Annotated in this window: 25 protein-coding genes, 1 tRNA gene and 1 pseudogene; 6 read left to right on the top strand and 21 right to left on the bottom strand. The window is 45.0% G+C overall.

Going from position 1 to position 23,926, the window contains the following annotated elements; translation table 11 throughout:
* Positions 1-28 precede the first annotated feature (28 nt).
* Positions 29-2,023, top strand: coding sequence for a monovalent cation:proton antiporter family protein (locus tag JCM14374_RS09220; RefSeq protein WP_054696394.1), 1,995 nt, complete (start codon positions 29-31; stop codon positions 2,021-2,023).
* Positions 2,024-2,192: 169 nt separating this feature from the next.
* Here JCM14374_RS09220 and JCM14374_RS09215 read toward each other — a convergent pair whose 3' ends face one another.
* Positions 2,193-2,597, bottom strand: coding sequence for a hotdog fold thioesterase (locus JCM14374_RS09215; RefSeq protein WP_207641616.1), 405 nt, complete (start codon positions 2,595-2,597; stop codon positions 2,193-2,195).
* Positions 2,598-2,973: 376 nt separating this feature from the next.
* On the opposite strand from JCM14374_RS09215, the gene JCM14374_RS14765 reads away from it, so the two are divergent.
* From JCM14374_RS14765 to JCM14374_RS09205, 3 genes are all read left to right on the top strand, one after another.
* Positions 2,974-3,813 (top strand): Mur ligase family protein, encoded by an 840-nt coding sequence (locus JCM14374_RS14765; RefSeq protein ID WP_242848938.1) that lies wholly within the window; start codon positions 2,974-2,976, stop codon positions 3,811-3,813.
* A 68-nt stretch (positions 3,814-3,881) separates the two neighbouring features.
* Positions 3,882-4,481 (top strand): glutamate ligase domain-containing protein, encoded by a 600-nt coding sequence (locus tag JCM14374_RS14760; RefSeq protein WP_242848937.1) that lies wholly within the window; start codon positions 3,882-3,884, stop codon positions 4,479-4,481.
* Positions 4,482-4,819: 338 nt separating this feature from the next.
* A complete protein-coding gene (locus tag JCM14374_RS09205; RefSeq protein ID WP_054696392.1) occupies positions 4,820-6,031 on the top strand; it encodes a carboxylate--amine ligase in 1,212 nt (403 codons plus the stop codon).
* 58 nt (positions 6,032-6,089) lie between these two features.
* Here the strand turns inward: JCM14374_RS09205 and JCM14374_RS09200 are convergent, their stop codons facing one another.
* The 3 genes from JCM14374_RS09200 to JCM14374_RS09190 form a co-directional block, all read right to left on the bottom strand.
* Entirely contained in the window at positions 6,090-7,253 is a 1,164-nt protein-coding gene (locus tag JCM14374_RS09200) for a CapA family protein (protein WP_083454000.1), read from the bottom strand.
* Complete coding sequence (locus JCM14374_RS15315) at positions 7,207-7,767, bottom strand: M15 family metallopeptidase (RefSeq protein ID WP_083453999.1); 561 nt, start codon at positions 7,765-7,767, stop codon at positions 7,207-7,209. Before JCM14374_RS15315 ends, JCM14374_RS09200 begins: the two co-directional genes overlap by 47 nt.
* A gap of 132 nt (positions 7,768-7,899) precedes the next feature.
* Positions 7,900-8,994, bottom strand: coding sequence for a lipid II:glycine glycyltransferase FemX (locus tag JCM14374_RS09190; protein ID WP_278279262.1), 1,095 nt, complete (start codon positions 8,992-8,994; stop codon positions 7,900-7,902).
* Positions 8,995-9,292: 298 nt separating this feature from the next.
* Here JCM14374_RS09190 and JCM14374_RS09185 point away from each other — a divergent pair, with 298 nt between their 5' ends.
* The gene (locus JCM14374_RS09185; protein ID WP_054696383.1) at positions 9,293-9,487 is read left to right on the top strand and encodes a hypothetical protein; all 195 of its coding nucleotides are present in this window, start codon (positions 9,293-9,295) and stop codon (positions 9,485-9,487) included.
* A gap of 55 nt (positions 9,488-9,542) precedes the next feature.
* Here JCM14374_RS09185 and cobO read toward each other — a convergent pair whose 3' ends face one another.
* Both cobO and JCM14374_RS09175 read right to left on the bottom strand, forming a co-directional pair.
* Positions 9,543-10,097, bottom strand: a complete 555-nt coding sequence (gene cobO / locus JCM14374_RS09180; RefSeq protein ID WP_439646072.1) for a cob(I)yrinic acid a,c-diamide adenosyltransferase — start codon at positions 10,095-10,097, stop codon at positions 9,543-9,545.
* 370 nt (positions 10,098-10,467) lie between these two features.
* On the bottom strand, positions 10,468-11,007 hold the full coding sequence (locus JCM14374_RS09175) for a prolipoprotein diacylglyceryl transferase (RefSeq protein WP_157049058.1): 540 nt from the start codon (positions 11,005-11,007) through the stop codon (positions 10,468-10,470).
* Between the two features lie 468 nt (positions 11,008-11,475).
* Between JCM14374_RS09175 and JCM14374_RS09170 the strand changes: the two genes are divergently transcribed.
* Entirely contained in the window at positions 11,476-11,874 is a 399-nt protein-coding gene (locus tag JCM14374_RS09170) for a transposase (protein WP_054696377.1), read from the top strand.
* Between the two features lie 741 nt (positions 11,875-12,615).
* Here JCM14374_RS09170 and JCM14374_RS09165 read toward each other — a convergent pair.
* The 15 genes and pseudogenes from JCM14374_RS09165 to JCM14374_RS09095 form a co-directional block, all read right to left on the bottom strand.
* A complete protein-coding gene (locus tag JCM14374_RS09165) occupies positions 12,616-13,380 on the bottom strand; it encodes an HIRAN domain-containing protein (protein WP_054696374.1) in 765 nt (254 codons plus the stop codon).
* Positions 13,381-14,178 carry a HipA domain-containing protein gene (locus tag JCM14374_RS09160; RefSeq protein ID WP_054696371.1) on the bottom strand — a complete coding sequence of 266 codons (798 nt, stop codon included), beginning with the start codon at positions 14,176-14,178 and terminating at the stop codon, positions 13,381-13,383.
* Between the two features lie 521 nt (positions 14,179-14,699).
* Entirely contained in the window at positions 14,700-15,437 is a 738-nt protein-coding gene (gene istB, locus JCM14374_RS09155; RefSeq protein WP_054696368.1) for an IS21-like element helper ATPase IstB, read from the bottom strand.
* Positions 15,385-16,419, bottom strand: a complete 1,035-nt coding sequence (locus JCM14374_RS09150) for a transposase (RefSeq protein ID WP_054696365.1) — start codon at positions 16,417-16,419, stop codon at positions 15,385-15,387. The genes istB and JCM14374_RS09150 overlap by 53 nt, the downstream gene beginning before the upstream one ends.
* 210 nt (positions 16,420-16,629) lie before the next feature.
* Positions 16,630-16,953, bottom strand: coding sequence for an integrase (locus JCM14374_RS09145; RefSeq protein WP_174876283.1), 324 nt, complete (start codon positions 16,951-16,953; stop codon positions 16,630-16,632).
* A 309-nt stretch (positions 16,954-17,262) separates the two neighbouring features.
* Positions 17,263-17,553, bottom strand: coding sequence for a GIY-YIG nuclease family protein (locus JCM14374_RS09140; protein WP_054696362.1), 291 nt, complete (start codon positions 17,551-17,553; stop codon positions 17,263-17,265).
* 354 nt (positions 17,554-17,907) lie between these two features.
* A pseudogene (locus tag JCM14374_RS14750) lies at positions 17,908-18,303 on the bottom strand (transposase); the annotation flags it as partial.
* A complete protein-coding gene (locus JCM14374_RS16085; protein ID WP_242848934.1) occupies positions 18,296-18,619 on the bottom strand; it encodes a transposase in 324 nt (107 codons plus the stop codon). The pseudogene JCM14374_RS14750 and the gene JCM14374_RS16085, both read right to left, overlap by 8 nt.
* A 268-nt stretch (positions 18,620-18,887) precedes the next feature.
* On the bottom strand, positions 18,888-19,613 hold the full coding sequence (locus tag JCM14374_RS09125) for a hypothetical protein (RefSeq protein ID WP_054696353.1): 726 nt from the start codon (positions 19,611-19,613) through the stop codon (positions 18,888-18,890).
* Positions 19,598-20,065, bottom strand: a complete 468-nt coding sequence (locus tag JCM14374_RS15310; protein WP_054696347.1) for an AIPR family protein — start codon at positions 20,063-20,065, stop codon at positions 19,598-19,600. Before JCM14374_RS15310 ends, JCM14374_RS09125 begins: the two co-directional genes overlap by 16 nt.
* 484 nt (positions 20,066-20,549) lie before the next feature.
* A tRNA-Thr gene (locus JCM14374_RS09115) sits at positions 20,550-20,623 on the bottom strand.
* A gap of 137 nt (positions 20,624-20,760) precedes the next feature.
* Complete coding sequence (locus JCM14374_RS09110; protein ID WP_054696344.1) at positions 20,761-21,057, bottom strand: hypothetical protein; 297 nt, start codon at positions 21,055-21,057, stop codon at positions 20,761-20,763.
* Positions 21,058-21,176: 119 nt separating this feature from the next.
* Positions 21,177-21,461 (bottom strand): hypothetical protein, encoded by a 285-nt coding sequence (locus tag JCM14374_RS09105; RefSeq protein WP_054696341.1) that lies wholly within the window; start codon positions 21,459-21,461, stop codon positions 21,177-21,179.
* 24 nt (positions 21,462-21,485) lie between these two features.
* Positions 21,486-22,838, bottom strand: a complete 1,353-nt coding sequence (gene argH / locus JCM14374_RS09100) for an argininosuccinate lyase (protein WP_054696338.1) — start codon at positions 22,836-22,838, stop codon at positions 21,486-21,488.
* Between the two features lie 125 nt (positions 22,839-22,963).
* Positions 22,964-23,926: a glutamine amidotransferase gene (locus JCM14374_RS09095; RefSeq protein ID WP_242848940.1), complete on the bottom strand. Its 963-nt coding sequence runs from the start codon at positions 23,924-23,926 to the stop codon at positions 22,964-22,966.

The raw sequence follows: 23,926 nt of genomic DNA, 5'->3' as shown, positions 1-23,926 counted from the left end.
TTATCTTTTTAGGAGCAGGTGTTCCGATATGCATATTCCCCTTCTTAATGACATTATCCTTATTTTCGCCCTGGCTATCGGGGTGGTTTATCTCTGTCAAAAACTGCGTATTCCCAGCGTGGTAGGTTTTCTAATAACCGGAGTGCTGGCTGGACCGCACGGGTTGGGCCTGGTCAGTGATATAGAAAACGTAGAGGCCATGGCGGAAATCGGTATAATCCTGCTGCTGTTTACCATCGGCATAGAATTTTCACTGCGCCAGCTGCTGCAAATCCGGAGAAGCGTATTGCTGGGCGGTACTTTGCAGGTAACGATAACTATTCTGGTTACCGCTATTATTATGGCGAAAACAGGGTCGTCCTGGGGTGAAGCCATGTTTATCGGTTTTCTTATTGCTCTGTCCAGCACCGCTATTGTTTTAAAGCTCATACAGGACAGGTCGGAAGTTGATACCCCTCACGGACGCAATACCCTGGGCATATTGATCTTTCAGGATATCGTCATAATTCCCATGATGCTGTTCACCCCTATCCTGGCCCAAACTGCCGTAAATCTTAACCGATCTCCTTTGCTGCTGCTTCTGCAGGTAATCCTGGTGCTTCTCTTTGTATTTGTCAGCGCTCGCTGGATAGCTCCTTTTCTCTTCTACCACATTGCACGTCAAAAAAGCCGGGAACTCTTTCTAATTAGTATAGTAACCATGGGACTGGCCGTAGCCTGGCTGACTTCTAATCTGGGTCTGTCTATTTCTCTGGGGGCTTTCCTGGCCGGGCTTATAATATCCGAATCGGAATACAGCCACCAGGCCCTGGGTAATATCCTGCCCTTTCGTGATGTTTTCACCAGCATCTTCTTTGTATCTGTAGGTATGCTCTTCAATATGGACACCTTTTTACAGCATCCTCTGGTTTTTTTGGCGGTTACACTGGGAATACTCCTGGGCAAATCCGCTGTTGCCGGGCTGGTGATAATACTTATGGGTTTCCCTTTGCGGACCGCCGTTTTGGCTGGAATGGCTCTGGGTCAGGTAGGAGAGTTTTCTTTCATCCTCTCCCGGGTCGGACTGGATTATAAATTGCTAAGCCCGGAGTTTTATCAAATGTTCATCATCGTATCTGTTCTAACCATGGCGATTACTCCCTTCAGCATCAATGCGAGCCCCCGCTTTGCCAGAGTCCTGCTCAAACTGCCTCTGCCCTCCAGGCTAAAAACCGGTGTCATTTCAGAACCGGAAATAAAAGAAGCCGCCATCAATGATCACCTGGTTATCATAGGCTTCGGCGTCAACGGCAAAAACCTGGCGCGAGCCGCTGCGGCCTCCGGCATACCTTATGTAATCCTGGAGATGAACCCGGACATAATAAAAGAAGCCCGGCGTGACAATGAACCGATATATTACGGCGATGCCACCCAGGCGGAAGTGCTGCACCAGGTAAATCTTGGCCAGGCGCGGGTAGTGGTTATAGCCATTTCCGATCCGGCCGCTACCGTCAGAATCTGTGATTTGATACGTAAAACCAATCCTCATGTGCATATTATAGTGCGCACCCGTTATATTCAGGAAATCGCTCCCCTGTACAAAGTGGGCGCTAATGATGTTATCCCCGAGGAATTCGAGACCTCGGTGGAAATCTTTACCCTGGTTCTGAAGAAATACCTGGTACCCAGGGTAGACATTGATAATTTTATTGCCGAAATCAGAGCCGATGGCTATGAAATGCTGCGCAGCCTGTCGAAAAAATCCCCCACCCTTCAGGATATCAAACTGCACTATCATGATGCGGAAATCGCCAACCTGCGCATAGAAAAAGGGGCCTGGGCAGCAGGCAAAACCCTGGCGGAAATGGAATTGCGCAGCAGACACGGGGCTTCTCTGCTCCTGATACAACGAGGTTTGGAAACCATAATCAACCCGGACGGTGATACCCGCCTGCAAGAGGACGACCAGGTGGTGCTGCTGGGAACTCCTGATATCATCAACGCTGTAGCCCATCTTTTTGATAATATAAACGAGGTGAAATAATATGAATCCGTTTTTTACCCTGCCGAGCATTTTCCGCGAGGTCAAATGTCCCAGATGCAAGCAAAATCAAATGGTAACCATCCTGACATTAAAAAAGGGCTTTAATTGTAAGTTTTGTGGAAATAGGATTACGGATAAAAACTCCAAATGATGAATCTTATATTTGCTGCTATTCCTGGTGCTCTATTACCGCCATGGTGCACCTCGATATGCAGACCAGCTTCTCTTCTTCATTGTATATCCGTATATCCCAAATGATAGTGGTGCGGCCTACATGCACCGGTACTCCTACCGCTTTTACCATACCTTCGCGTACACTGCGGATGTGATTGGCGTTAATCTCCAGGCCTACCGCCCGCTGCTTCTCCGCATCTATAAAAAGATAGCTTCCGGCTGAAGCCACAGTCTCAGCTATTACCACCGACACCCCGCCATGCATAAGCCCGAAAGGCTGATGGGTTTTAGTGGTCACGGGCATAATAGCCACGACCTTCTCCCGCGTATATTCTATAATTTCAATACCCAGAGTGGCCATAACCGTTTTACTTATATCAAAATTAGATACATCAGCCATTAAGCAAACCCCCTGAGATATAATGTTATGTCTAAGCATAACACAAGGTCTTAAAAAATTCTCGCCGCCTCCGGCAAATCACCACCGATTGGGGTAACATTATTGGTTAAATTTGGTTTGGATAAGCTTTAAAAACAGCTTATCATAAATTCTAAGGGTAAATCCTAATGAAATCGCTCCTGCCTGGACAAAATCATATTGAGATGTAGTTTTGAAATGCGGATTAGACGGATTAGGCAGGCCAACGCGGATATATTGACGGTTATTTGTAGGCCAAATGCCGAAAACTATTTTTAACCGTTATTATACCTTACGTACAGGAGCGCATATAGTTTTTAACCAGTCAGTCCGGTTTGAGTGGAGGAACCTTTAATCCATGAAAAAACACAGTATAGCAGAATATGTTCGGCTTTTAGAGTCTAATGGTTTAATAATTAAAGGAGATTATCCGGAGGAATTGGCTAAAAAATCAGTTAAAAGGCTGGCCTACAACTCTAATCGGGTAGGTCCGGACACCCTTTTTGTCTGTAAAGGAGCCAGTTTCAAGGAAGCGTACCTGGACATAGCTGTTAATAACGGAGCCATTATGTATATAAGCGAGATAGATTACCACAAAGATATACCCTGTATTCTCGTTAATAACATTCAAAAAAGCTTATCCCTGGCAGCAAACCTATACTACAACTACCCCTGGAAAAGGCTGACCCTGGTAGGCATTACCGGGACCAAAGGCAAATCCACCACCGCCTATTACGTGAAATATATATTGGATGAATACTCGCAAGCGCATGGACAGGCCGCAGCCGGAATAATATCATCCATTGACACCTATGACGGTAAATCTACGCGTGAATCGCATCTGACCACCCCCGAATCACTGGAGCTGCAGGTGCATTTCAACAACGCCGCCAACCGCAAACTGCCCTATATGGTTACGGAGGTTTCCAGCCAGGCCCTGAAGTATGGCCGCTTGTACGGGGTCAATTTCGATGTGGGGGTTTTTTTGAATATTTCCGAAGACCACATCAGTTCCATAGAGCACCGTGATATAGAAGATTACTTTGTATCCAAACTGGCTATTTTCAAGCAGTGCCGCACCGCCTGCGTAAACCTGGACTCAGATATGGTTGACAGGGTTTTAGCAGCCGCCAAAGATTCTGAACAGGTTATAACCTTCGGCGCAAACCCGAAGCGGATATATACGGCTATAATATAAGGAAAGACGGGTTTGATACCGTATTCAACGTCAGAACCTCGCGTTTTGACCGCGAATTCAGGTTAACCATGCCGGGTCTTTTCAATGTGGAAAACGCCCTGGCGGCAATCGCTGTTACCTATACCTTAAACATTCCCGAAGAATATATATATGAAGGTCTAAAAAAAGCCCGTTCCAGCGGCAGGATGGAAATATACGCCACCAAAAACCGGGATAAGATTATAATCGTGGATTACGCCCACAACAAACTGAGTTTTAATAAACTGTATGAATCGGCCAAAAGCGAATATCCCGGGCGCAAAATATTTACGGTTTTCGGCTGTCCGGGCGGCAAGGCCCAGGTGAGAAGAAGGGATCTCGGGCTTTTATCCGGCTTGTATTCGGACAAGGTGTTTTTGACCGCTGAAGACCCCGGTGACGAAAGCGTAAAAGATATCTGCGAAGATATTGCCCAGTACGTCAAGGTAAATAATGATAATTATAAAATAATTGAGGACAGGGAAGAAGCCATCAAAGAATCCATCATGCAGACTGAAGCCAATTCCCTTATACTTATAACCGGCAAAGGCAACGAAACCCGCCAGAAAATCGGCAAGGAGTACATACCCTGCCGTTCCGATGTGGAAGCGGTCAAAAAATACCTAAAAGAGTACGATAAAGCCAGATAGCTCAGCTTGCACACAGAAAGTGATTAACCATTGATAAACACAGATTAAACACTGATGTACACAGATAATATAACTTTTGACTTAAACGCTTTGTCAAACGTAAGGCAAGCATAACGCTTTTTCCAAGCCGGGAAGGTAAGGCGAGCTCAACCCGTAATAAAGCTTAAAAGCAGTAATTTGGTTATAATACAGTCTGTTCCGTTGGTTAACATGAGACCGGCTGACGGCGGGATAACGCGTTATGCTTGCCTAAATCAAGCTGCATTTTGCTGTAACATATTATATCAACTGAGAAAGTTCTGTTTTTGATATAGCACTACCACGGAGGTAATTTACTTTTGATATTTGCGGAACGCGACTTTATTCCCGTTATGCTGGGCAATGACATTAATGTCTACAGCCTGGCCCGGGCTTTTTATGAAGCATATAAGGTGAAATCGACAGCCTGCGGCAAGGCTAAAAGCGGCCCCGCCTGCCACAGCAAAATAATAGAATACCAGGCTATAGACAACCTCGACCAGCCCCCCGTCTTTATCCGGGTTCTAAACGGTTTGGCTGACAGATTTGCTGATAAGAAGCTGATCCTTTTAGGCTGCGGCGACAACTACGTTGAGCAGATTATAAGAAACCGCGCCCAATTGCGGGAAAATATCATCGCGCCTTACGTTGATGCCAATATGATGGATGCGCTCATAACCAAGGAAAGCTTCTATGAAATGTGCGACCGGTACTGGTTGGAGTATCCCAAAACATTTTTATATACACGCGATATGGGGGAAGACTTTGACCTGCCTTTCGGTTTTCCCATCATACTCAAACCGTCCAATGGCATTAATTACTGGGCTCACCCCTTTGCCAGCCAGAAGAAGGTCTACAAGCTGGACAACCGCCAGGATTTGCTTAAGGTCATAGAAGAGATATACCAGGCGGGATACGAGGATAAACTCATCATTCAGGATTTCATCCCCGGTGACGATTCCTATATGTATGCCATGAATTCCTTTTCAGGCAGAGATAAAAAGGTCAGGCTGATGGCTCTGGGGCATGTAATACTGGAGGAGCACACCCCGCATGGTCTGGGCAATGCGGCGGTAATAATCAGTGAACATGATGAGGAGCTGTCCCTGAAGATAAAAGACTTCCTGGAGAATATCGGCTATGAGGGATTTGCCAGCTTTGACATCAAATATGACCGGCGGGATAACAGGTTTAAAATACTGGAGATCAACCTCCGCCAGGGCCGGGGCAGCTATTATGTAACCGCAGCGGGTTATAACCTGGCAGAGTATGTGACTGAAGAATACATATTCAACCAGCCCAGGAATTTTAAAATCGTGCGAAACGAGATTTTATGGACGGCCATTCCCCTGCCGGCCGCCTTCATGGTTATAAAAGACCAAGAATGCCGGGCTAATATAAAACGCCTCATAAAGAGCAGAAAAGCTGTCAATCCGCTGTTCCTCAAAGGAGACCGCGGATTGCAACGGGCCAAGTTCTTATATCGTTCACATTTAAGCCATTACTACAAGTTCTTAAGGTACTGCCGATAGGCAGGCATAAGAACTGTTATCATGCCTGCCGACATATCGCATTCATTGTTTTAGATTTTTACATCCCGGCCCGCTCGCGAATACGCTTAGCCGCGGCTCCTTCTACCACCATGGGGCGGAAATCGTTGCGGTAATCTACCGAAGTCATGTAACAGGGAATAACTCTGGCCTTAGAAAAATCGCTGCAGCGGCCTTCTGCATCAAACACAAAAGACTGCTGGAATATCATCGTATCCTTGTCCCCGGCTTTCTTATAGTTGCCAAAGACGAAATTGCCCAGGCTGTAAGCGATATACCTGTTTTTATAACGTTCCACCTTCTGCAGCACATGGGGGTGATGGCCCAAAACCAAGTCGGCGCCGTTGTCTATGGCATAATGGGCAAAAGAGGTCTGTTCGAGCGTTACCTCGCTCGAACCTTCCACTCCCCAGTGAAAACTGACTATCACCAAATCGCATTCACTTTCGGCCTTTTTCATATCAGACTGAATCTGTTTCCTCAAGGCGGCCTTATCTATTCCTTCTTCCAACGGCCCCAGCAAGTTGTAGCCGAACATGCCGATTTTTACTCCCTGAACGGTTTTATAGGCCGCATTTTCGTAACCGAAGTATAATAAACCTGCTTGTTTCAGGCTTTTAACCGTATCATCAAACCCTGGCTGGAGATAATCGTAGGAATGGTTGTTGGCAATATCAACAGCTTCCACGCTGCCCCGCTGCAGAATTCCCGTATACGAGGGGTCGGCTTTAAACCAAAAGGCTTCGCTCTGGTGGCTCTTATCAGCCTTTTCATTGGCCAGGGTAAAAGCGTTTTCCAGGTTGGCGATGGTAAGGTCGTCATTTTCCAGCACGGTTATAACATTACTGAAGAAATAACCGCAATCACCGCCCACCGCTTTGAATGTTTCATCAAAACTGCCCGCATAGGGAAAGCGGGGATCAGTAGTCAGGGTACAATCGCCCACCGCACTGATTATTATCTCCTTCTTGCCGTTGGAGTTGGGAGGCGGGTTTTTGACCACACCGTAACTGTCCCGCTCACTGTCGTCAAAATGCCACCATTCCGTAGAAATGGAATTAAAACCATTTCTCTGCATGACATTTTGCAGCATTTGAGCATTGGCGGCCGCAGCAGGGCTTACATCCGAGTAGTTGCGGTCAGCCCGGGCGGTAAAGTCATCGAATCCGCTGGGCATTTGAAGTTCCCGGCCTTTGCTGTCCACCAGGGTAATATCTACCGATGCACCCCGGGAATGGTTGGAATACCTTTATAGGGATTAACCACAAAACGGGGATCATAGCACGATTCCCACAGTTTAAACTGAGCCGCGGAGGCCGGTAGGCATCCCACACCTTGATGTAAAAGCCGCTGCGGCTCAATTCTCCTTGGGCAGCTTTAAGTTTATCGGCGGTGCCTTTACGCAGATAGGCGGTGGAATCATCGTAAAACTTCTTGCCCAGAACATTATTATCACTGGCATAACGCATATCAATTACCAAATCGGGAATGTATTTTTTTATATCCACCAGGGCGGTTTTAGGCAGCCGGCTGTAATCTATTTCCGGCTCAGCTGCGGTTTGTTTAAAAGGATTAAGGCCCCCTTTTAAGACCGTGACAGACTGGCCGGAAAGGTAATGTTTTACGGCTAATCCCCCGGCTGTACCTATAATGATTATCACGGTTAACAAGGTAAATATCCTGCCCCAATGAGGTGAACGTTTACTCCTCGATCTCATTGCTCCATCTCCCGTTAAAAATAGAATAGAAACAAGCCTCAACGCTTCTATGATTTACCTTCTCAAACTGTGGGATAAGACAGCGCGCCCGAAGTGATTATTATTTAAAACCAGGAACAACTGCACAGTCCTTTATTCCGATGCCGGGTCAGGCGCAGTCTCTTTTTCTCCTTGATTTTTCAGAAGGTTTTTAAATATATACCACTGCCGCCGCGCCTCCCGGAATACATCAATACCGTTTTCCACAAAGATATACATAAAGGGATTAAAAACGTAATCAACCATGCCAACAAACTCGGTGTACTTGCCATTGAAACCCTTCTTGAACTTGTACAAACCGTAGAGGGGATTATCTTCCCTGAGGTCACCGGTTATCCCGCGAAAGTCGTATATTTCACAGCCCGATTCAATCGTCAGTTTTATCATTTCCCACTGCAATAAGTAATTAGGCATAAGATTCCGGTGTTCATTGCTGCTGGCCCCGTAAAGATACCAGCACTTATTGCCGTAAAGTATGGCCACGGTTCCGGCAATAGGCCTGCCCTCATAATAGGCCATAAAAATGCGGACATGCTCCGGACCCAGGTTATCATAGACGCTTTCATAATATGCCTGGCTTCTGATGATAAACTTGTCCCTAATGCCCGTCTCCACCGCCAGTTTATGATAATCCTCCAGGTCCTCGCGCGTTCCGATCTTAATCTCTACGCCCCGCTTCTGGGCCAGCCTGATATTATACCTGGTCTTGGGATGAAAACTCGCCATTACTTCCTCAGGGGTACGGTTATTTATATACAACCGGAAAACAAAACGGGGCTGGATGCCTTCATAGGGCTTAATGCCCCCGCTGACTTTGCAGCCCAGCTTCTCAACCATTTTTTTAAATTCTGTATCTTCGATTTCTATATCCGGGTCAAACTTTAAAGCATAACTTTTGTGTTTTTTCGCCAGCAGCCTGGCCTTTTGCAATAGCTGCCTCATAGTATCCTCATCATGGGGATCGCATACCGGACCCCGGGGAGAATACATCATGGTACACGGGATAAAGGGAATCTTGCGGATTAAAACACTCAGTGATCCCTTTATTTCCTGGTTTTCATCTTCAACGGTAATAACTTCATTCTGCCAGAATGATTTCACCCTGGCCCATCCGGGCGATTGCATAAAATGCCCCTTGGGATGCGACTTAATAAAGTTTTCATATTTCTGTGCCTGTTCCGGTGTCAAAGCCAAAAACTATCACCTCAAAGCAACGGATTAATATATTAAAGGTTCTCAATAAGCTACTGTATTATACACTCACAGCTATCCTATAGTCTATCACTTGTCAGTTGGTATGGCGACCTTTGGCCTAACAGCGTTTAAAACCGCCTGGCGATTTTGTGTTTTTTAGTGAATCGAAAAGGATTTCCAAATATATATGCAGAAATTTGATTATATTGTCAGAACAACCTGGGGTTTATTCAATAACCAGCAAACAGGAGGTATTTGCGCACAATATGAGAATTTTACGGAGGACATACTTATGACCAGCAGAGAGCGCGAACAACTGGAAATCTTTTTGACCGAATCCTTTACTAATGGGAACATGGTCAGAGAATTAAGACTATCCGCGGAAGAAAAAACATTCCTTCTGGACCGGTTCCCCAAGGCCAGCCTTAAGAGAATGGACTGCGCTGTACTTGCGGACGGGAAGGAATGGTACGAGGTCCAACTATAACATGCAAAATTCCGCCTTAATTGACGCAAATTTATCCGTATCCGCTGCCGCTGGTTTAAAACTCAATACCGGCTTGTTCTTTAACCCCGGCATAGTAATGATGTTTTATTTCTGTAACCTCACTTACCATATCAGCGGCCTCCCGTACCGCATCCCCAGCATAACGGCCGGTCAAAATCAGATGCACTTTGGGCGGTTTGTCCCGAATCAGCTCCAGGAGCTCCTGTTCAGGGATCAATCCATAATCCACCGCCACATTTATCTCATCCAGGATAACCATATCGAATTCTCCGCTCTTAATCATCTCTCGCGCCGTGGCCAAACCCTTTTGCGCCAGCTCCACATCTATGGGAGCCGGGCTGCCCTTCATAACAAAGCTGTCCAATCCATACTGGTAAAAAACAAAGTCATCGGGAAGATACTGCTGGGCAGCCAATATTTCCCCGTACTTGCGGCCTTTCAAAAACTGAATCATGCACACCTTTAAGCCCTGTCCCAGCGCCCTTAACGCCTGTCCGAAGGCCGCGGTCGTCTTGCCTTTGCCGTTGCCGGTAATCACCATTACCAGTCCTTTTTCCGGCATATCAACAACGGTTTCCCTGGTCAGCAATCCTTTCACCCCCTGCAATCCATAAATTCGGAGTAATCCCACTGCCTGGTTTATATTAACATCGGTATGGTTTAGCCCCAATGTACTATTGGTCGCGCGTAATCACAGGATGATTGCCGCACTTGTTTTTATACCTGCCAAAAATCCAACCTTACATTTTATTTTGTATTGACGAATTCTATCACATATTAAATATGGTTTCCTAATCCTAAATTGTTTATTTATAACTGCATTTGAGATATTATATCAAACCCCCAACGCGAAGGAACACATCCTCATTTTAAGGTCGTTTTCACCCTATTAAAATAGGAAACCCGCAAAAAAGTGCGGATTTCCTTATAATTGCATATTTTGCAGCCGCAAGGCCGGTTTAAACTTTAATCTTAACTGCGTTCATACCCCTTCTTTTCGGGTCCTGAGATAATCTCTTCGGACTGTTTCCAGTTAAACGGGTTCGCTCAGATTCTTTTTTTTTTGCCTGGGTTTTATCCTGCTTTATCGTTGGTTCATCAACTGTTTTATCCGTTGCGGGATTTTCTTCGACATCAGATGTTTGTGGTTCTGCGGTGGATTCCTCATCATCAAATTGTGTTTTAGCCAAAGGCTGTGATGTGCCTGCATCTTCAGCTAAACCCTCACTCTCAATTGTCTCACGGTTCTCCAGGTTTTCCTCAGTCTCTGAGTCTGGTGCTTCGATCATTCCCTCTTGTTGTAAAACCTCTGCTGTTTTGGTATTTTCCAGCTCCTGCGCTGCCTCTCTTTCTTCCTTTACCTCCGATACGACAGGATTTAGATTCCCTTCTTCCTTATCCGATGCTGACGACATTTCATCAGTTTCCGTTATCTGTACGGATTCCTGTTCCTCTTGCGCCATCTGAGCACTTCCTGTTTCAACTTCCGGTTTATTCAAGGGTTTTACTGCAGTAAACACATTATTGCAGAACGGACAAACCTTGTCATTTGACAGTGAAGTATCCCATTTGCTCCACTGTTTGCAAGACTGGCATAACAGCCAATGCGCCATAAACTTTTTCCCCTTTCTTAATAACACCCGTTATTAATCCTTAATCTTCATAACAGTTTATGGCACAACTATTAATAGTGTTACTGTAATAAAACTGTTCCTGGGAATATCCTTTAATATTGGCATATATACCATAAAGCCTTAATTCAACGCCCTATAGTTGTGAAGAAAAACATTAAAGTTATTTATTTCCCGGCTTTCATTGCTGCTAATATGTTGCCGGATTGCCTGTAACCTCGGTCAAAAATTGTAAAACGCCCCTCTGTGCCTCAAATTGCAAATTGGGATACCAAATGGACACCATTATTATAAAATTCTCCATTCATTATTTTATTTTTCATTGATGTCATCTATTTGAGTTGGCATTTCAGGGACAATTTCATCTGGATACCGTTTGTAATCATTGAAGCCCTTTCTAAAGATGATAAAGAACAACATAAAGGGCCAAATGGATATTCTCTTGAGAGCAAACTTAATTCATTGATTACCATGAGAGTTTACAACATGGACACTTTTACTGAACTAGTAGAGCGTCTTACCCAGGACCCGGTTCTTAGATATCAATATGGTTTCGAAGTATTTGGCAGAGTGCCCAGCATAGCTACTTTTAGCCGGTTCTATTGCCGATTGACTGAATCGGGAGCATTGCATGAGCTATTCAAGCAACAAGTACAACAAGCTGAAAGCATGGATCTTCTTGATACTAATTCCATTGCCATAGATGCTACCAAGATGGATGCCCTCCTTAGCTGATCACACCTTATTTCTCGGACTGATTGTCATTACTGCTTAATCTCGCCTTCTCCTCGCGCAGTTTCAGTACATTAACTATAGGGATTTGAACGGGTGGGCGAATACCAGATTGAGCTGTAACACTTATTAGATAGGCTCGTAAATATGCCCAGCAAGGTCGTGATCACATCATTTTTCCTTTACTGCTCAAATGTCCAGCCTGCCACGCTAATGTTCGTCTTTATCGTCATGGTTTTTATGTATGTAATGTTTTAACTCGTTATTCTGAGTACCGAATTGTTATCTGCCGGTATCTATGCCGTTCCTGTCGGGTTACCATCTCTTTGTTGCCCAGTTTTCTATTGCCACGTTTTCAACGCTGCCAGATCTCAATCCTTGAAGCTTTAGAGGGTTTCTTCGTTTCAGGCACTCAGGGTTATACCGCCAGATCATGACTTTTTACATAAGGCGCTTCAGGCAAAACAGCACTGATTTTATGGTTCCGGGAGGTTGGGCTTATGCTTAAGATTCCACCAGTCTGGTTTATGGATGCCAGAAAGGGCTTCAATAGGTGGATGAAGATGCGGTTCGCATGGCTGCTTCTAAAGTCGGGTTGTAATCTTTTACTATTTCGTTTTATTGTGCTAATGTGTAAATCCAGCTATTTTGCACATTAGCACTTTATTTTTCCGTCTTTCATATCGCTGGATTCTGCAATCGTCCTGGAAATTTAGCATGCAAAACTACAGCCCCCAGTATCTGCTACAGTGTTGCTTTCTTCCGCCGACCCAATTCCTCCACTACCTGAGCCAGATAAGGGGCCCAACCCTTTACCTTAACGGTTAAGCGAATCTGCGCGTCTTCGGGGGGGCCAATTCTCAATACCCGTGCTTCATACTCTCCAGAACGTACAACTTCATCCAGGTACCGGCTATAATAAACCGGCACATAGCCCAACATAATATCACTCGGACTTCTAACCTGAATTGCATAGGGGTCGTATTTATTATCCGGTTCCAGGACCAGTTGGATCAGGGTCCCGACAGATAACTCGCCCATAGCTTGCTCTCCCTTGTAGTGCCTCCAGCCGGCAACATTAAAATCAATGTCAAAAGCACCATCACGGGAAAAGATAAACGGCGTTACGAATTCCATGGTGTCTGTCGCCAGTCGTCCACCGGTGGCCTGCAGCAATTCCAAGGACGTGCAGTTTTTCGCAAGCCCCAGCTCATCTGCTAATTTAGCGAAATCCGGGCGTTTGCGATTAGGAAGACGCCGCTCAAAAATATAAAAGAGCTTAGTGTTAGAATAGACCTGCATTTCTGGGAAAGGCACCAGGCGAGCAAACCCTAGTTTCTCTGCCCGATCTACTCCACAATGGTTGATTCCCTGGGCACAATCCTCTGAAGAAGTGATGTATCTGAATTTATATTCATTTTCAAACCACAGTTTCCCCACTACATAGCGCTGCCTGCTCTGGGGTTCTTTCCACACCAGCCATAATAAAATATCCTTTTCAGCTGTCATCTAACTCACCAGCCTTTCGATACACGCCTTGCGGTCTAATAATAACCGGATCACAAATTCTTTCCTTATATCACTCATTATAACACTGGGTATACCTTGGATAATACTCGATATTGAACCTTCGTTCAAAGCACTAATCTTCCTTATACTATTCCTCAACTCCACACTGGTTTGCGCTGCAATCCCGGTCATCAAGTTACAGTGGTTTATTTTATGGCCTGCTTCCAGCTGTATCATACTTTTGCCCTGGTTGATAAAACCCCAGTACATTCGATTGTCGAGCATTCTTTTTCTCACTTTATCCTCATTAGAATTCCAGTCCAAAGAAGAACCGTGATCATACAACGGAGCAAAGCGAACCTGGGTTTCCTTAAAACATAAGCCCCAGTTATCCTGGTGCCGGTCTGAGTTGGCCACCAAGGCATCAAAGACCATCATATTCAGCAGGTCAGGCAACAAGCCGTAAGGTTCAACAATAGTTCTAATCCTTTGAAATGTATATTCCGGTGGCAAACTCGGTTTACCCGAATCAGCCTGATAGTCTTCAAAGAAGTCGCCGCCCTCTATTAATTCTTCACCAGGGAGAAGAAAATTATAGGCCAGGATCACTGGCACTTCCCCGCAGCATCCTATATCTACCCGCATGATCGGTATATTACACAATCTACCCAGTTCACTACAAATTTTCTCTGTGTATACCTCACCCGAGCCATAATTGGGCCACTTTACCAGAACCTGTTCTCCAGTATCTGGGTTCTCCATCCATTTCTTCTGTCTGGTACCACTAGCCTGGACCAATAGGTTTTCCTGCCAGTCGTCTATTTTAATAATAGGATAGATAAAGGATTCCTCCCCTATATCATAGTCAATTTTAGTGACAATTTGTTGTCATCCCCATAGATCTACTCTGGTAAATTAAGAAGAACATCGCAAGGCGTTTAATCCCATTATATAGTCATTTGGCTATAATCATCTTTTAAAATCTTCTTCTTAAGGTTCTTCTTAATAAATCTACGGTGATTCTCTTTTGAAGAACCCAATCCTTTAAGAAATAACCTCACGCGATACGTTACATGCTGTCACGCGCGCGTGACACACGCGTGATAACGCTTTGATCACAATTAATTTTTTAGAAAGCCACTTCTTGACTTGCCTTCATCACGAGGATATTCCCGAGACCCTTAGGCAACCTATTCCGGCTTTTGCCCGCTCCTACTTCTGATACATGTGCTACAAGTTCCTGTTGGTTCATTGGCATGCGGAATAATGTAATCGGTCAAGTATTTTGGAGAAATTTTGGCCATTAATTTTCCATAGGACTACTGTCTTAGTATAGAGTCTCGATGTTTAAGACGGTAACTATCACCGGTCAGGTTGAATATCTCACTGTGATGAGCGATTCGATCCAGAATTGCTGTGGTAATAACCGGGTCTCCCATTAATTCTGCCCATTCTTCAAAGCCCTTGTTTGAAGTTATTATGAGGGCGGTCTGTTCATAAAGTGCCGATATTAATTGAAAGAACAGATTAGCTTCCTGCCTTGAAATTGGGACAAAACCTATCTCGTCAATTACTACCAAATCTGAGGCCATGATCCGCTTTACCCTCTGGCGGCTCCGGGCTGAAGTGGTTTCCAGTTTAAGATGTTTGATTAAATCATCCATATTGGTAAAGCTTACCTTGTACCCCTTCTTCACAGCTTCAAGCCCGATGGCTGCAGCCAAATGGGTTTTGCCGACTCCCGGAGGTCCAAGGAAAATCAGATTGTAGAACTTCTCAATCCACTGCATATCCAGCAATTGATTGAGTTGTTTGCGGGTAATGGAACGCTGAAAGGCAAAATCGAATTCATTTATGGTTTTGATAAAGGGAAAGCCTGCCATCTTCATCCGGCGCTCCTCGGCCCTTTTTTCCCGGTAGTTTATCTCTCCCCGCAGCAGCCGGTTAAGGAATTCCAGATAGGATATATCGGTACTGCTTGCGCTTTGCAGGGCATGATCCAGGTTATCTCTGCACCAGGAAAGGTTGAGACTCCTCAAATGGCTTCCCTTGTTCAATGCTCATACCTCCATAAATAGCGGCGTATTCGCCAATATTTCTGACTTCAGTTTTTATCCGATAGGCATGAGGTATGACAGATGTATCATGTACAGATTCTACCGGGCTGCTGTTTTGTTGCCCGGCAAAATACTCCAGGGCGGTTTTGAATTCTACGGCGCTAAATATTCTCCTTTCCACGCAATAATCTAATGCCTGGGATATTATTTCCGCAGAGTAATTTGTAATCGTTCGTATAACATGATTATACTGGTCACGAATATATCGGGGTTTTTCTCTATGAATTCCATCCAGGAAAGCGGCTGCTATTTCGCTTCCTCCCATACTGGCCAGGGTATCTTGATAGATTTCTGCTATCCTGGCAGAATGGTCCCGCTTGTGATTGTTGTTGCTGATAAGCCTGCCTTTATCAAGTGATATTTTATGGCTGGCCATCTGGCAGCCGGTTTCAATCATTAATATACCGTGTTCTTCTTTAATCATCACTTCTCTTTCCGGTTGATAAGTACCCAGGGGCAAAGTATACCGGTTGCTGTTGTACCATATGGTATTGTCTTTGCGCACCTGTCTTGTTACAATTTCTTCAGGTTGATTAATTATCGTCGGTATCGGCTTTAAGTGTTTTTGTTCTTCCTTAAACACTTCTGCCGGTACCCTTTTTGTTGTGCCATGTATATTGGCGTTGGCTGTTCTGTTTAACCATTCTATACACCCCTGGTTAAATGCTTGAATGTTGTCAAATATCCGGTGCCTGGCGTAATTGCTTTTGGCATATTTGATAACCGCCTCAATTTTGCCCTTGGTTTCCGGATCATTTTTGCGGCACAGATATACCTTAAACCCCATCTGCTGCCGGAATATCTCAAATTCAGCCGTGAATATGACATCGCCAAAGTTTTCATTAATGGCCAGGAGCCTGTCCTGATCGTATACTATTTCTTCCGGCACCCCTCCCATAAATTCAAATGCCTGATAATGCATATGTATGAACCTGGCTGTGGTAAGTGGCTTGTCTTCCCATTCAATATATTTGTAGCGGCTGTGTGAAAGGACAAAGCCGAATCCGGTCAGTTTTACTTTTTGGCCCTGTGTATTTACCAGGGTAGTAAAACCTAAATCTATTTGGGCCTGATAAGCATGGACAGCTCGTCTACTGCCTGGTATTGGCGCTGTATAATGGGTTTTTTAATGTTATGCTGGGTACGTGCTCACATATCGTCTAAGCGTTCGCTCCCTTCCCTGATAATCTGGATAATGCTCTTTCAGCCAATCATGTATTTGTGCTGATGACATGTCCGGATGTTCCTGCAACCATTTCACATTTTGGTCTTCGTATTTTTTAAGTTTTCTGGTTCTTTTGTTATTACGCCTTATCTCAGCAAATTCGTCCGGCATCACCTCCCAGTAACGGTCAACTGTTTTCCAATTTATGCTTAACTTACGTTGAACTTGTGATTTGTTAAGCCCCATCTCCTTTAACTGCTGTAATTCTTGATACATCGGCCACCCCTTCACCCGGTTCCTCTCCTTGCTAAATTGTAGTTTTTTGCCCTACAATTTTAGCTGGTTTGGAACATTATGGTAAATATTCTCCGTTTTTAGTGGCCATTTTTTCTCCCTTTTATTTTACCGCTTACACCGGGCCGTCTGACCGGGTGGACCAGGGGTGGTATGATAATCAGTGCGATGGCTAACCCAATATCCCATCCCCGGTATGCCGTCGCCAAAAAAGGGATGTCTGCCCCAGGGACGGGACCAGTCCAGGCCGCAGTGCAGCGGAACCAAGCCCGGATATTCGTCTTCTTAATAGGGCGCATATTCAACTTAGTTATCAAGGTTAGTCAATTTGGGCCATTGGTTATAGCCAATACTTGGATTATTCGATTCATAATACCTGATATATTCAATCTCTTTCAGGCTAACCTCTTTATCTGTAGCAGTCTCAGACTCCCACAATATTTCTTTTCGGATTGAAAAATCCCGTCTCTCTTCTCTTGTAAAGTCTTTTGCAATTAATTCACTGTTTGCGCTCCCAAAATAATTGATACTATCAGTTAGGTCTTTACCAATATAAATTTTGCCGTTGGGGTAAGTAATTTTATAAATTACTTTCATACGTATACTCCTATTCATACATAAAGCAAATTGTGGTTCTAATAATAACCAGTATATCTTATTACTGGTACTAATGCGACGAGGACCATAATCGCTCCACTAAACTACACAAGAAAAAAACCATCAGCGAGGACACGCTGCCCCCTGTGCTAAGGCTCCTATGTAGCCAGGCACGCATCTGCGTCAGCGATGGGCAGGGTGTCCCGGGCACTGAACGGAAGGCTATGACCGGAACCGGCTGGCACATCCATCCCCGGTGCCAGCAACCGGGTACCGGGTCCGGGCATTGCCGGAAGTGGGATAGGGGTAATTTCCGGAGGGCGCGCAGCTGTCCTGAGGGGACGAGCTGGCGGATCGTTCTACACAGGTTCTCTTGTTGTATAGACTTTGCCAGTTAGTAGTGCCCCGGTGCGGGGTACAAAATAGCCTGGGGTCTTGTCTGGCTCTGGTTTTAATGACCATCCCATAATTGCTGTCTGAGCACCAGGACGACCCAAAGGGACAATCACATTTGCCCATAATATGCGGGCAACGGAACTTGTTGACTCCCTTGCTGCCGCCCCAATATACCATGCGGTATCCCGCAGAACATATGGGGGTTGCATCCCAATCCAAACCTTCTGGGGGCTCTTTGGCTCCCCGGTGGTTTAGCGGTATTATGGCCTGAGCCTTGTAATCCTTACGGACTATTTCATATATTGCCTTGTGATCATAACCGGCATCCATAAGATAATACTGGGGTTTACTGCTTAAATAGCTCATGCAATGCTCCCGATTCAGTCAATCGGCAATAGAACCGGCTAAAAGTAGCTATGCTGGGCACTCTGCCAAATACTTCGAAACCACATTGATATCTAAGAACCGGGTCTTGGGTAAGACGATCTACTAGTTCAGTAAAAGTGTCCATGTTGTAAACTCTCATGGCAATCAATGAATTAAGTTTGCTCTCAAGAGAATATCCATTTGGCCCTTTATGTTGTTCTTTATCATCTTTAGAAAGAGCTTCAATGATTACTTTAAAATCAAGGGTAGCCAAAATTACCTCTAAACGAGACCGAGGTTGCATTTTTATTGCATCCTCAAAGGAAAAAACGCATCCTTGCCGAATATTCATAGGTGACTTCCTCCTCCTGTTTGTTTGGTTTATTTGTTTAGTCACCTTATAAATTCGGCAAATATGGGGGTGAAGTCCTTTTTTTATCTTATACATTCCCCATTTTTTCAGGGCTTTTTGGTATGTAAAAAACTCAATTAAGTATTTTTAGGCAAAAAACCGAATGGTTCAGACTAATACCATCCGGTTTTTACCTAATAATGTTTATACGCTTAGGGTCTTAACCGATATTATAACCATAAATTAGCACCTCTTTAAACAGATTACTCCATAGATTGTTATTCTTGCCAAGCATTTCAGGATTATCGCTTTTCTCATCTAATACTATATTGACAAGTTTCATCCCAAGAGTTTCCCACGCTTCCAATGGATCCTTTCTCCAGCAATACTTATTTGTTTTTTCATCTATATATATCAAAGCTCTAAACGATGATACTATTGGATAAATAATCCCCTTTGGAACTATATATTTCAAATCTTCTTCTGAAAATAATGCCTTGCCTACAACATTATTGTTATCAAATTTTGAATATTTTCTTGTGCCATATCTTCTTCCAGATCTATGTGCAACAATACCAAAATTCCGTTCAACACAATCCCACAATCTAAAAATATCGCCAATAATCGGTTTCATGTTAATAATTATCTGTTCCCGATTATCCTTGCCTAGGTTGAGAAATTTCCGCAAGCTCGCTTCTTTTCCTGTGTAACTTTGGATTGGTTGAGTTTCTAACAACCCGCCTTCTTTGGATTTGATTGGATATAAGGCCTGATTAAACATATTTAGGATGGTGATAATTTCTCTTACATCAATTGTAACTTTCCCATTAAATTCCTCATTCATTTTGTACGCTACGCGATTTGCAAATGGTTGATCCTTCAAAACCTCTTTAATTACTTCAAAACTATCCCTTAGTTCTTCAATTGATTTCAGATCAACCTGCACTGACGTATTTCGAGCTGCAGCAAGTTCAACCGGCGATTCAATTCCTGTAAGAAACTCAAAAAAACATATCTCTCATTAGAAAGAGTACCTTTGTTTTTCGCATTAAGCACTGCTCGTAAAGTATGTCCACCGTCAATATTTCCATGTTTATCAGGATCATCCATTTCGATGGTTACCGTCCCATCCTTTGTATCAAAAGTAACTTCCTCAACTGACATAAGTATTCCTCTGTTCAGTTCATGGAAATCCGGCTTTTCCTCCAGGCTTGCTTGAATACTTTTGGCTACGTTAGTAGTCATTTTTTGTTCTCTAGGATTTGTAGACATCCAATTTTCTAAATCATCAGGTATGCTGTTTGCCTTAACGTAACAAACATATTTAATATGACCTTCTTTGTTAACCGGATCCTCCATCTTTTTAAATGACTTTGCTTTTAATTGGTATTCTGACATAACCCACATCTCCTTTACAAAATAAAAATTCTGTATTTCCTCAAATGCAGAAATACAGAATTATACAATACCCAATGTCATGTATTACTTCCACATCTACATTTGAGAAGATACTGGGAACTTACTGGACAAAATCGCCCACAAGTTTGCTTAATTATATTAATAATGGATCATTATGTCAATAGATGGTATATACTAAAAATAATTTCTTTAACCATTTGATCCTTAAATTCTTGTGAGTACTTTTTGCGTTGCATTTTGCCCCCTCCTGTTTAAAAGGTACAAGATTAAGATACTTTGTCCAAGTCGGTTAGGGGGCTAAATAGTTGCCATCTTTACCCATATAGAAAACATATTTATTTTATTAATGTTAAACAAACTAATTCTACATAATTATGGCGACGATTTGGCGACGACCGGGTAAAAATGGATTTTCTCAGGAAAAACGAAAACCACGCAAAGCGCGTGGTTATGGGTTTTAAAGTGGAGCCGATGGGCGGATTCGAACCGCGACCTGCTGATTACGAATCAGCTGCTCTGCCACTGAGCCACATCGGCTTATGAAATTGACACATAGATGATAGCAGGATAAGGGGCAGGCGTCAAGGAGGGGTTTTGAGTCAAGGGTGTGGTGTCAAGAGAACCGTCCCCTTGATTCATGGTCCCCTTGATTAATGTTGTCCCCTTGATTCATGTTAACCCTTCTTCATTTTTTCTTTGGTTTTACCGAAGGTCTTAATCAATTCGTGCAATATCTGCGGCGGGACCTGATACCTGTGAGCTTCTTCGATTACCCTGGCCCATTCTTCACTATGGGAGATATCATTGGGCGAAAAATTAGTGGCTGCATAATAATAGTTAGGGTTGTTTACGGCCAAATGCTGGCAGGCCGGACAAATATTCTGGGCATAGGCTTTTCTGTCTATGATCTGCACCATCTTTTTCATGGTAGCCTCAGGAAACTGTTTGGAACACATACTGCATTTTTCCATAAATAATCCTCTCTCGAATAGTTTGGCTATCAAAAGCAGCTTCCGCCGCATGTTTTACTATATTCAACCCGTAATGTTTTGCCATCATATTCTGTTTATTCTGGCTCATGTTTTTACGCCTAGTCTAAATAAGAGCGCATCATTTCCATTTCAATGGCGACCATTTCCATAATGCGGTTTACGGCCAGGACTATGGTTTCCTCGCCCTCGTCCTCCAGTTCCTGTCTGACCAGTTCGTCAAACGGTATGCACTCTATACGGCTGATAGTTTCCGCCACTTCGATTTTGGCAAAAAAGGCACTGAATATATTCATCAGGTTATAAAAATAACTGTCGACCCATGCCAGCACTTCGTCTTCATCAGCCTTGCCGTTAATCTGGCTGAACTTGCTTATTTTCAACATTAACGCATCCTCCTTAACCAGTCTTCAGCTTCCCGCAGCTGCTTCTGCAGTTTCGGGAGCCGGTCCGCCCGGCACCCGGCGGCGTTCCACACAGCGGTTTACATCCAGGTAATGGTAGATGTCTTCGTCGATTAACTGGGAAAAATCACGGTACAAAGATAAATCGAGCTGCTCCAAGTCAATTTTATGTTCAATACAATACAAAACAGCCCTGCCTACTACCGCATGGGCGTCTCGGAAGGGCAGGCCTTTCTGCACCAGGTAATCAGCCAGGTCAGTGGCATTGGTAAAGCCGCCCCGTGCGGCTGATGCCATTGCTGCGGTTTTAAAACTGGCGGTCTGCAGCATAGGCGCGAAAACCATGAGACACTTTTTCACCGTATCAACCGCGTCAAACAGAGCCTCCTTATCTTCCTGCATGTCCTTGTTATATGCCAGAGGCAGGGATTTCATAACTACCAGCAGAGTAATCAGATCGCCATATACCCTGCCGGTTTTGCCCCGCACCAGTTCAGCCAAATCAGGGTTTTTCTTCTGGGGCATGATGCTTGAACCGGTGGTGAAGGCATCATCCAGTTCCACAAAGGAAAACTCTTCGGTGGACCAGAGTATAAGTTCCTCGGAAAAACGGGAGAGATGCATCATCATGATGCTGGCGAAGCTCATGAATTCCAGGGCAAAATCGCGGTCACTGACCGCATCCAGACTGTTGCGGGTAATTTGGGTAAAGCCCAGTTCCTCTTTTACATAATCACGGTCCAGGGGAAAACCGGTGCCAGCCAGGGCTCCAGACCCCAAGGGCATGCTGTCCAATCGCTTTTTGCAGTCGTCCAATCGTCCCAGGTCGCGGCGCAGCATCTCAAAGTAAGCCAGGAGATGATGGGCCAGGGTTACAGGCTGGGCCTTCTGCAAATGGGTATATCCCGGCATTATCGTAGTGGTGTGTTCGCGGGCCAGTCCCAGCAATACTTCCTGCACATTAAGCAGCAGATCACGTACGGCTGATATTTCATCACGCAGGTAGAGGCGCAGGTCCAAAGCCACCTGGTCGTTGCGGCTGCGGGCAGTGTGCAGCTTCTTGCCCACATCGCCTATTTTTGCGGTCAGGAAGGTTTCGATGTTCATATGCACGTCTTCAGCTTCTACGGTAAACTGGAGTTTGCCTTCCTCCAGTTCCTGGCGTATTTCACTCAGGCCCCTGATGATTAAATCCTTTTCGGCTTCGCTGATTATCCCCTGCCGGGCCAGCATACGGGCATGGGCCACGCTCCCGGCGATATCCTGCCTGAACATGCGCTGGTCAAATGATACGGAGGCATTAAAGTCTTCCGTTAGTTTATCGCTTTCACGGCTGAAACGGCCGCCCCACATTTTCACAGTATCACCTTCCGGAATTAATAAAAACTAAGCTTTGGGACTCAGTTTTACGTTAAGATGTATTATATCCTTTTCAGTCCTGCCTGTCATGTTAATAGCAAGTTAAACATGAATAACACGCAGATTTAATCATGTTTATTCCTGCGGGCCTCTAAGAGCCGGGAAATGTTTTCCTGTTTTGAGGCGGCGGGCGGTTTGGTCTTTTGTTTAAGTGAAGAGGAAGGCGCCGCATAACCGGCAGTATGATCAGAACCGCTTGCATCTTTGGCAGCAGCGTTTTCGGAATCCCGATTAATTACAGGTTGGTATTTTTGCCCGCGGGCCTCTTCCAACGCATCCTTGCGTGAACGCAGGCGGCTGATAGTAGGCGCGGCTTCGTTTTCATCCTCTGCAGCTTTCCTTGCCAACCTTCTCCACATCATCTGCACATCCAGCCACGTAAAAACCAGACGACGTGCGGCGATATCCATAGGCAGGAGCAAGGCTGCGGCCAGTAAAAACCAGGGCCAGAGTTCGATGCCTCCATAGGCGGGCGGCAGGTTGTCGGCAAAAGCATCTGCGGGTTTGTCAATGAGGGTTCCTCCCCCGGCATGGGTCAACCCGGACAGGAAACTTATATCCGCCCCGCTGTAACGATATTCCGGGGAATAGGGAATAGCGGCGGCGCCGCTGGCGGCGCTTACATTTTCGTGACCGCTGCGCAGAATACTGGCCATATAGACTCCCGGCTGGCGCGCCTTAAAGCTGGCGGCATAGGTTCCGGGGGCACTAGCCTGCAGATTAATCTCCTGGCGGGTTAAATCGGGCTTGGTTACCACTGCCCGCAGGTTTTCGCTTGGGTTGTAGCTGCGGCTGTCCACCCGTATCCTGCCATGGGTTCCGGTTATATTTAATTCCAGGGATAAGTCCCCCTCCTTGTCGGTTCGAGGCAGAGACCAGGAAATAATATTGGACCATAAACGGTTGAATCCAGACCACCTGACCCAGGGTTCACTCCAGCGTCCTCCGGCATCGGTGGTGTAGGCTACCGCACGGCCCAGACCGTATTGCCACTGGGCCAAAACAGGGTCGCCGCGTTCACTGACCAG

The organism is Syntrophomonas palmitatica JCM 14374 (genome assembly GCF_001311885.1).
GTDB classification, from domain to species: Bacteria; Bacillota; Syntrophomonadia; order Syntrophomonadales; family Syntrophomonadaceae; genus Syntrophomonas_A; species Syntrophomonas_A palmitatica.
This window is presented reverse-complemented; position numbering and strand designations above follow the sequence as displayed.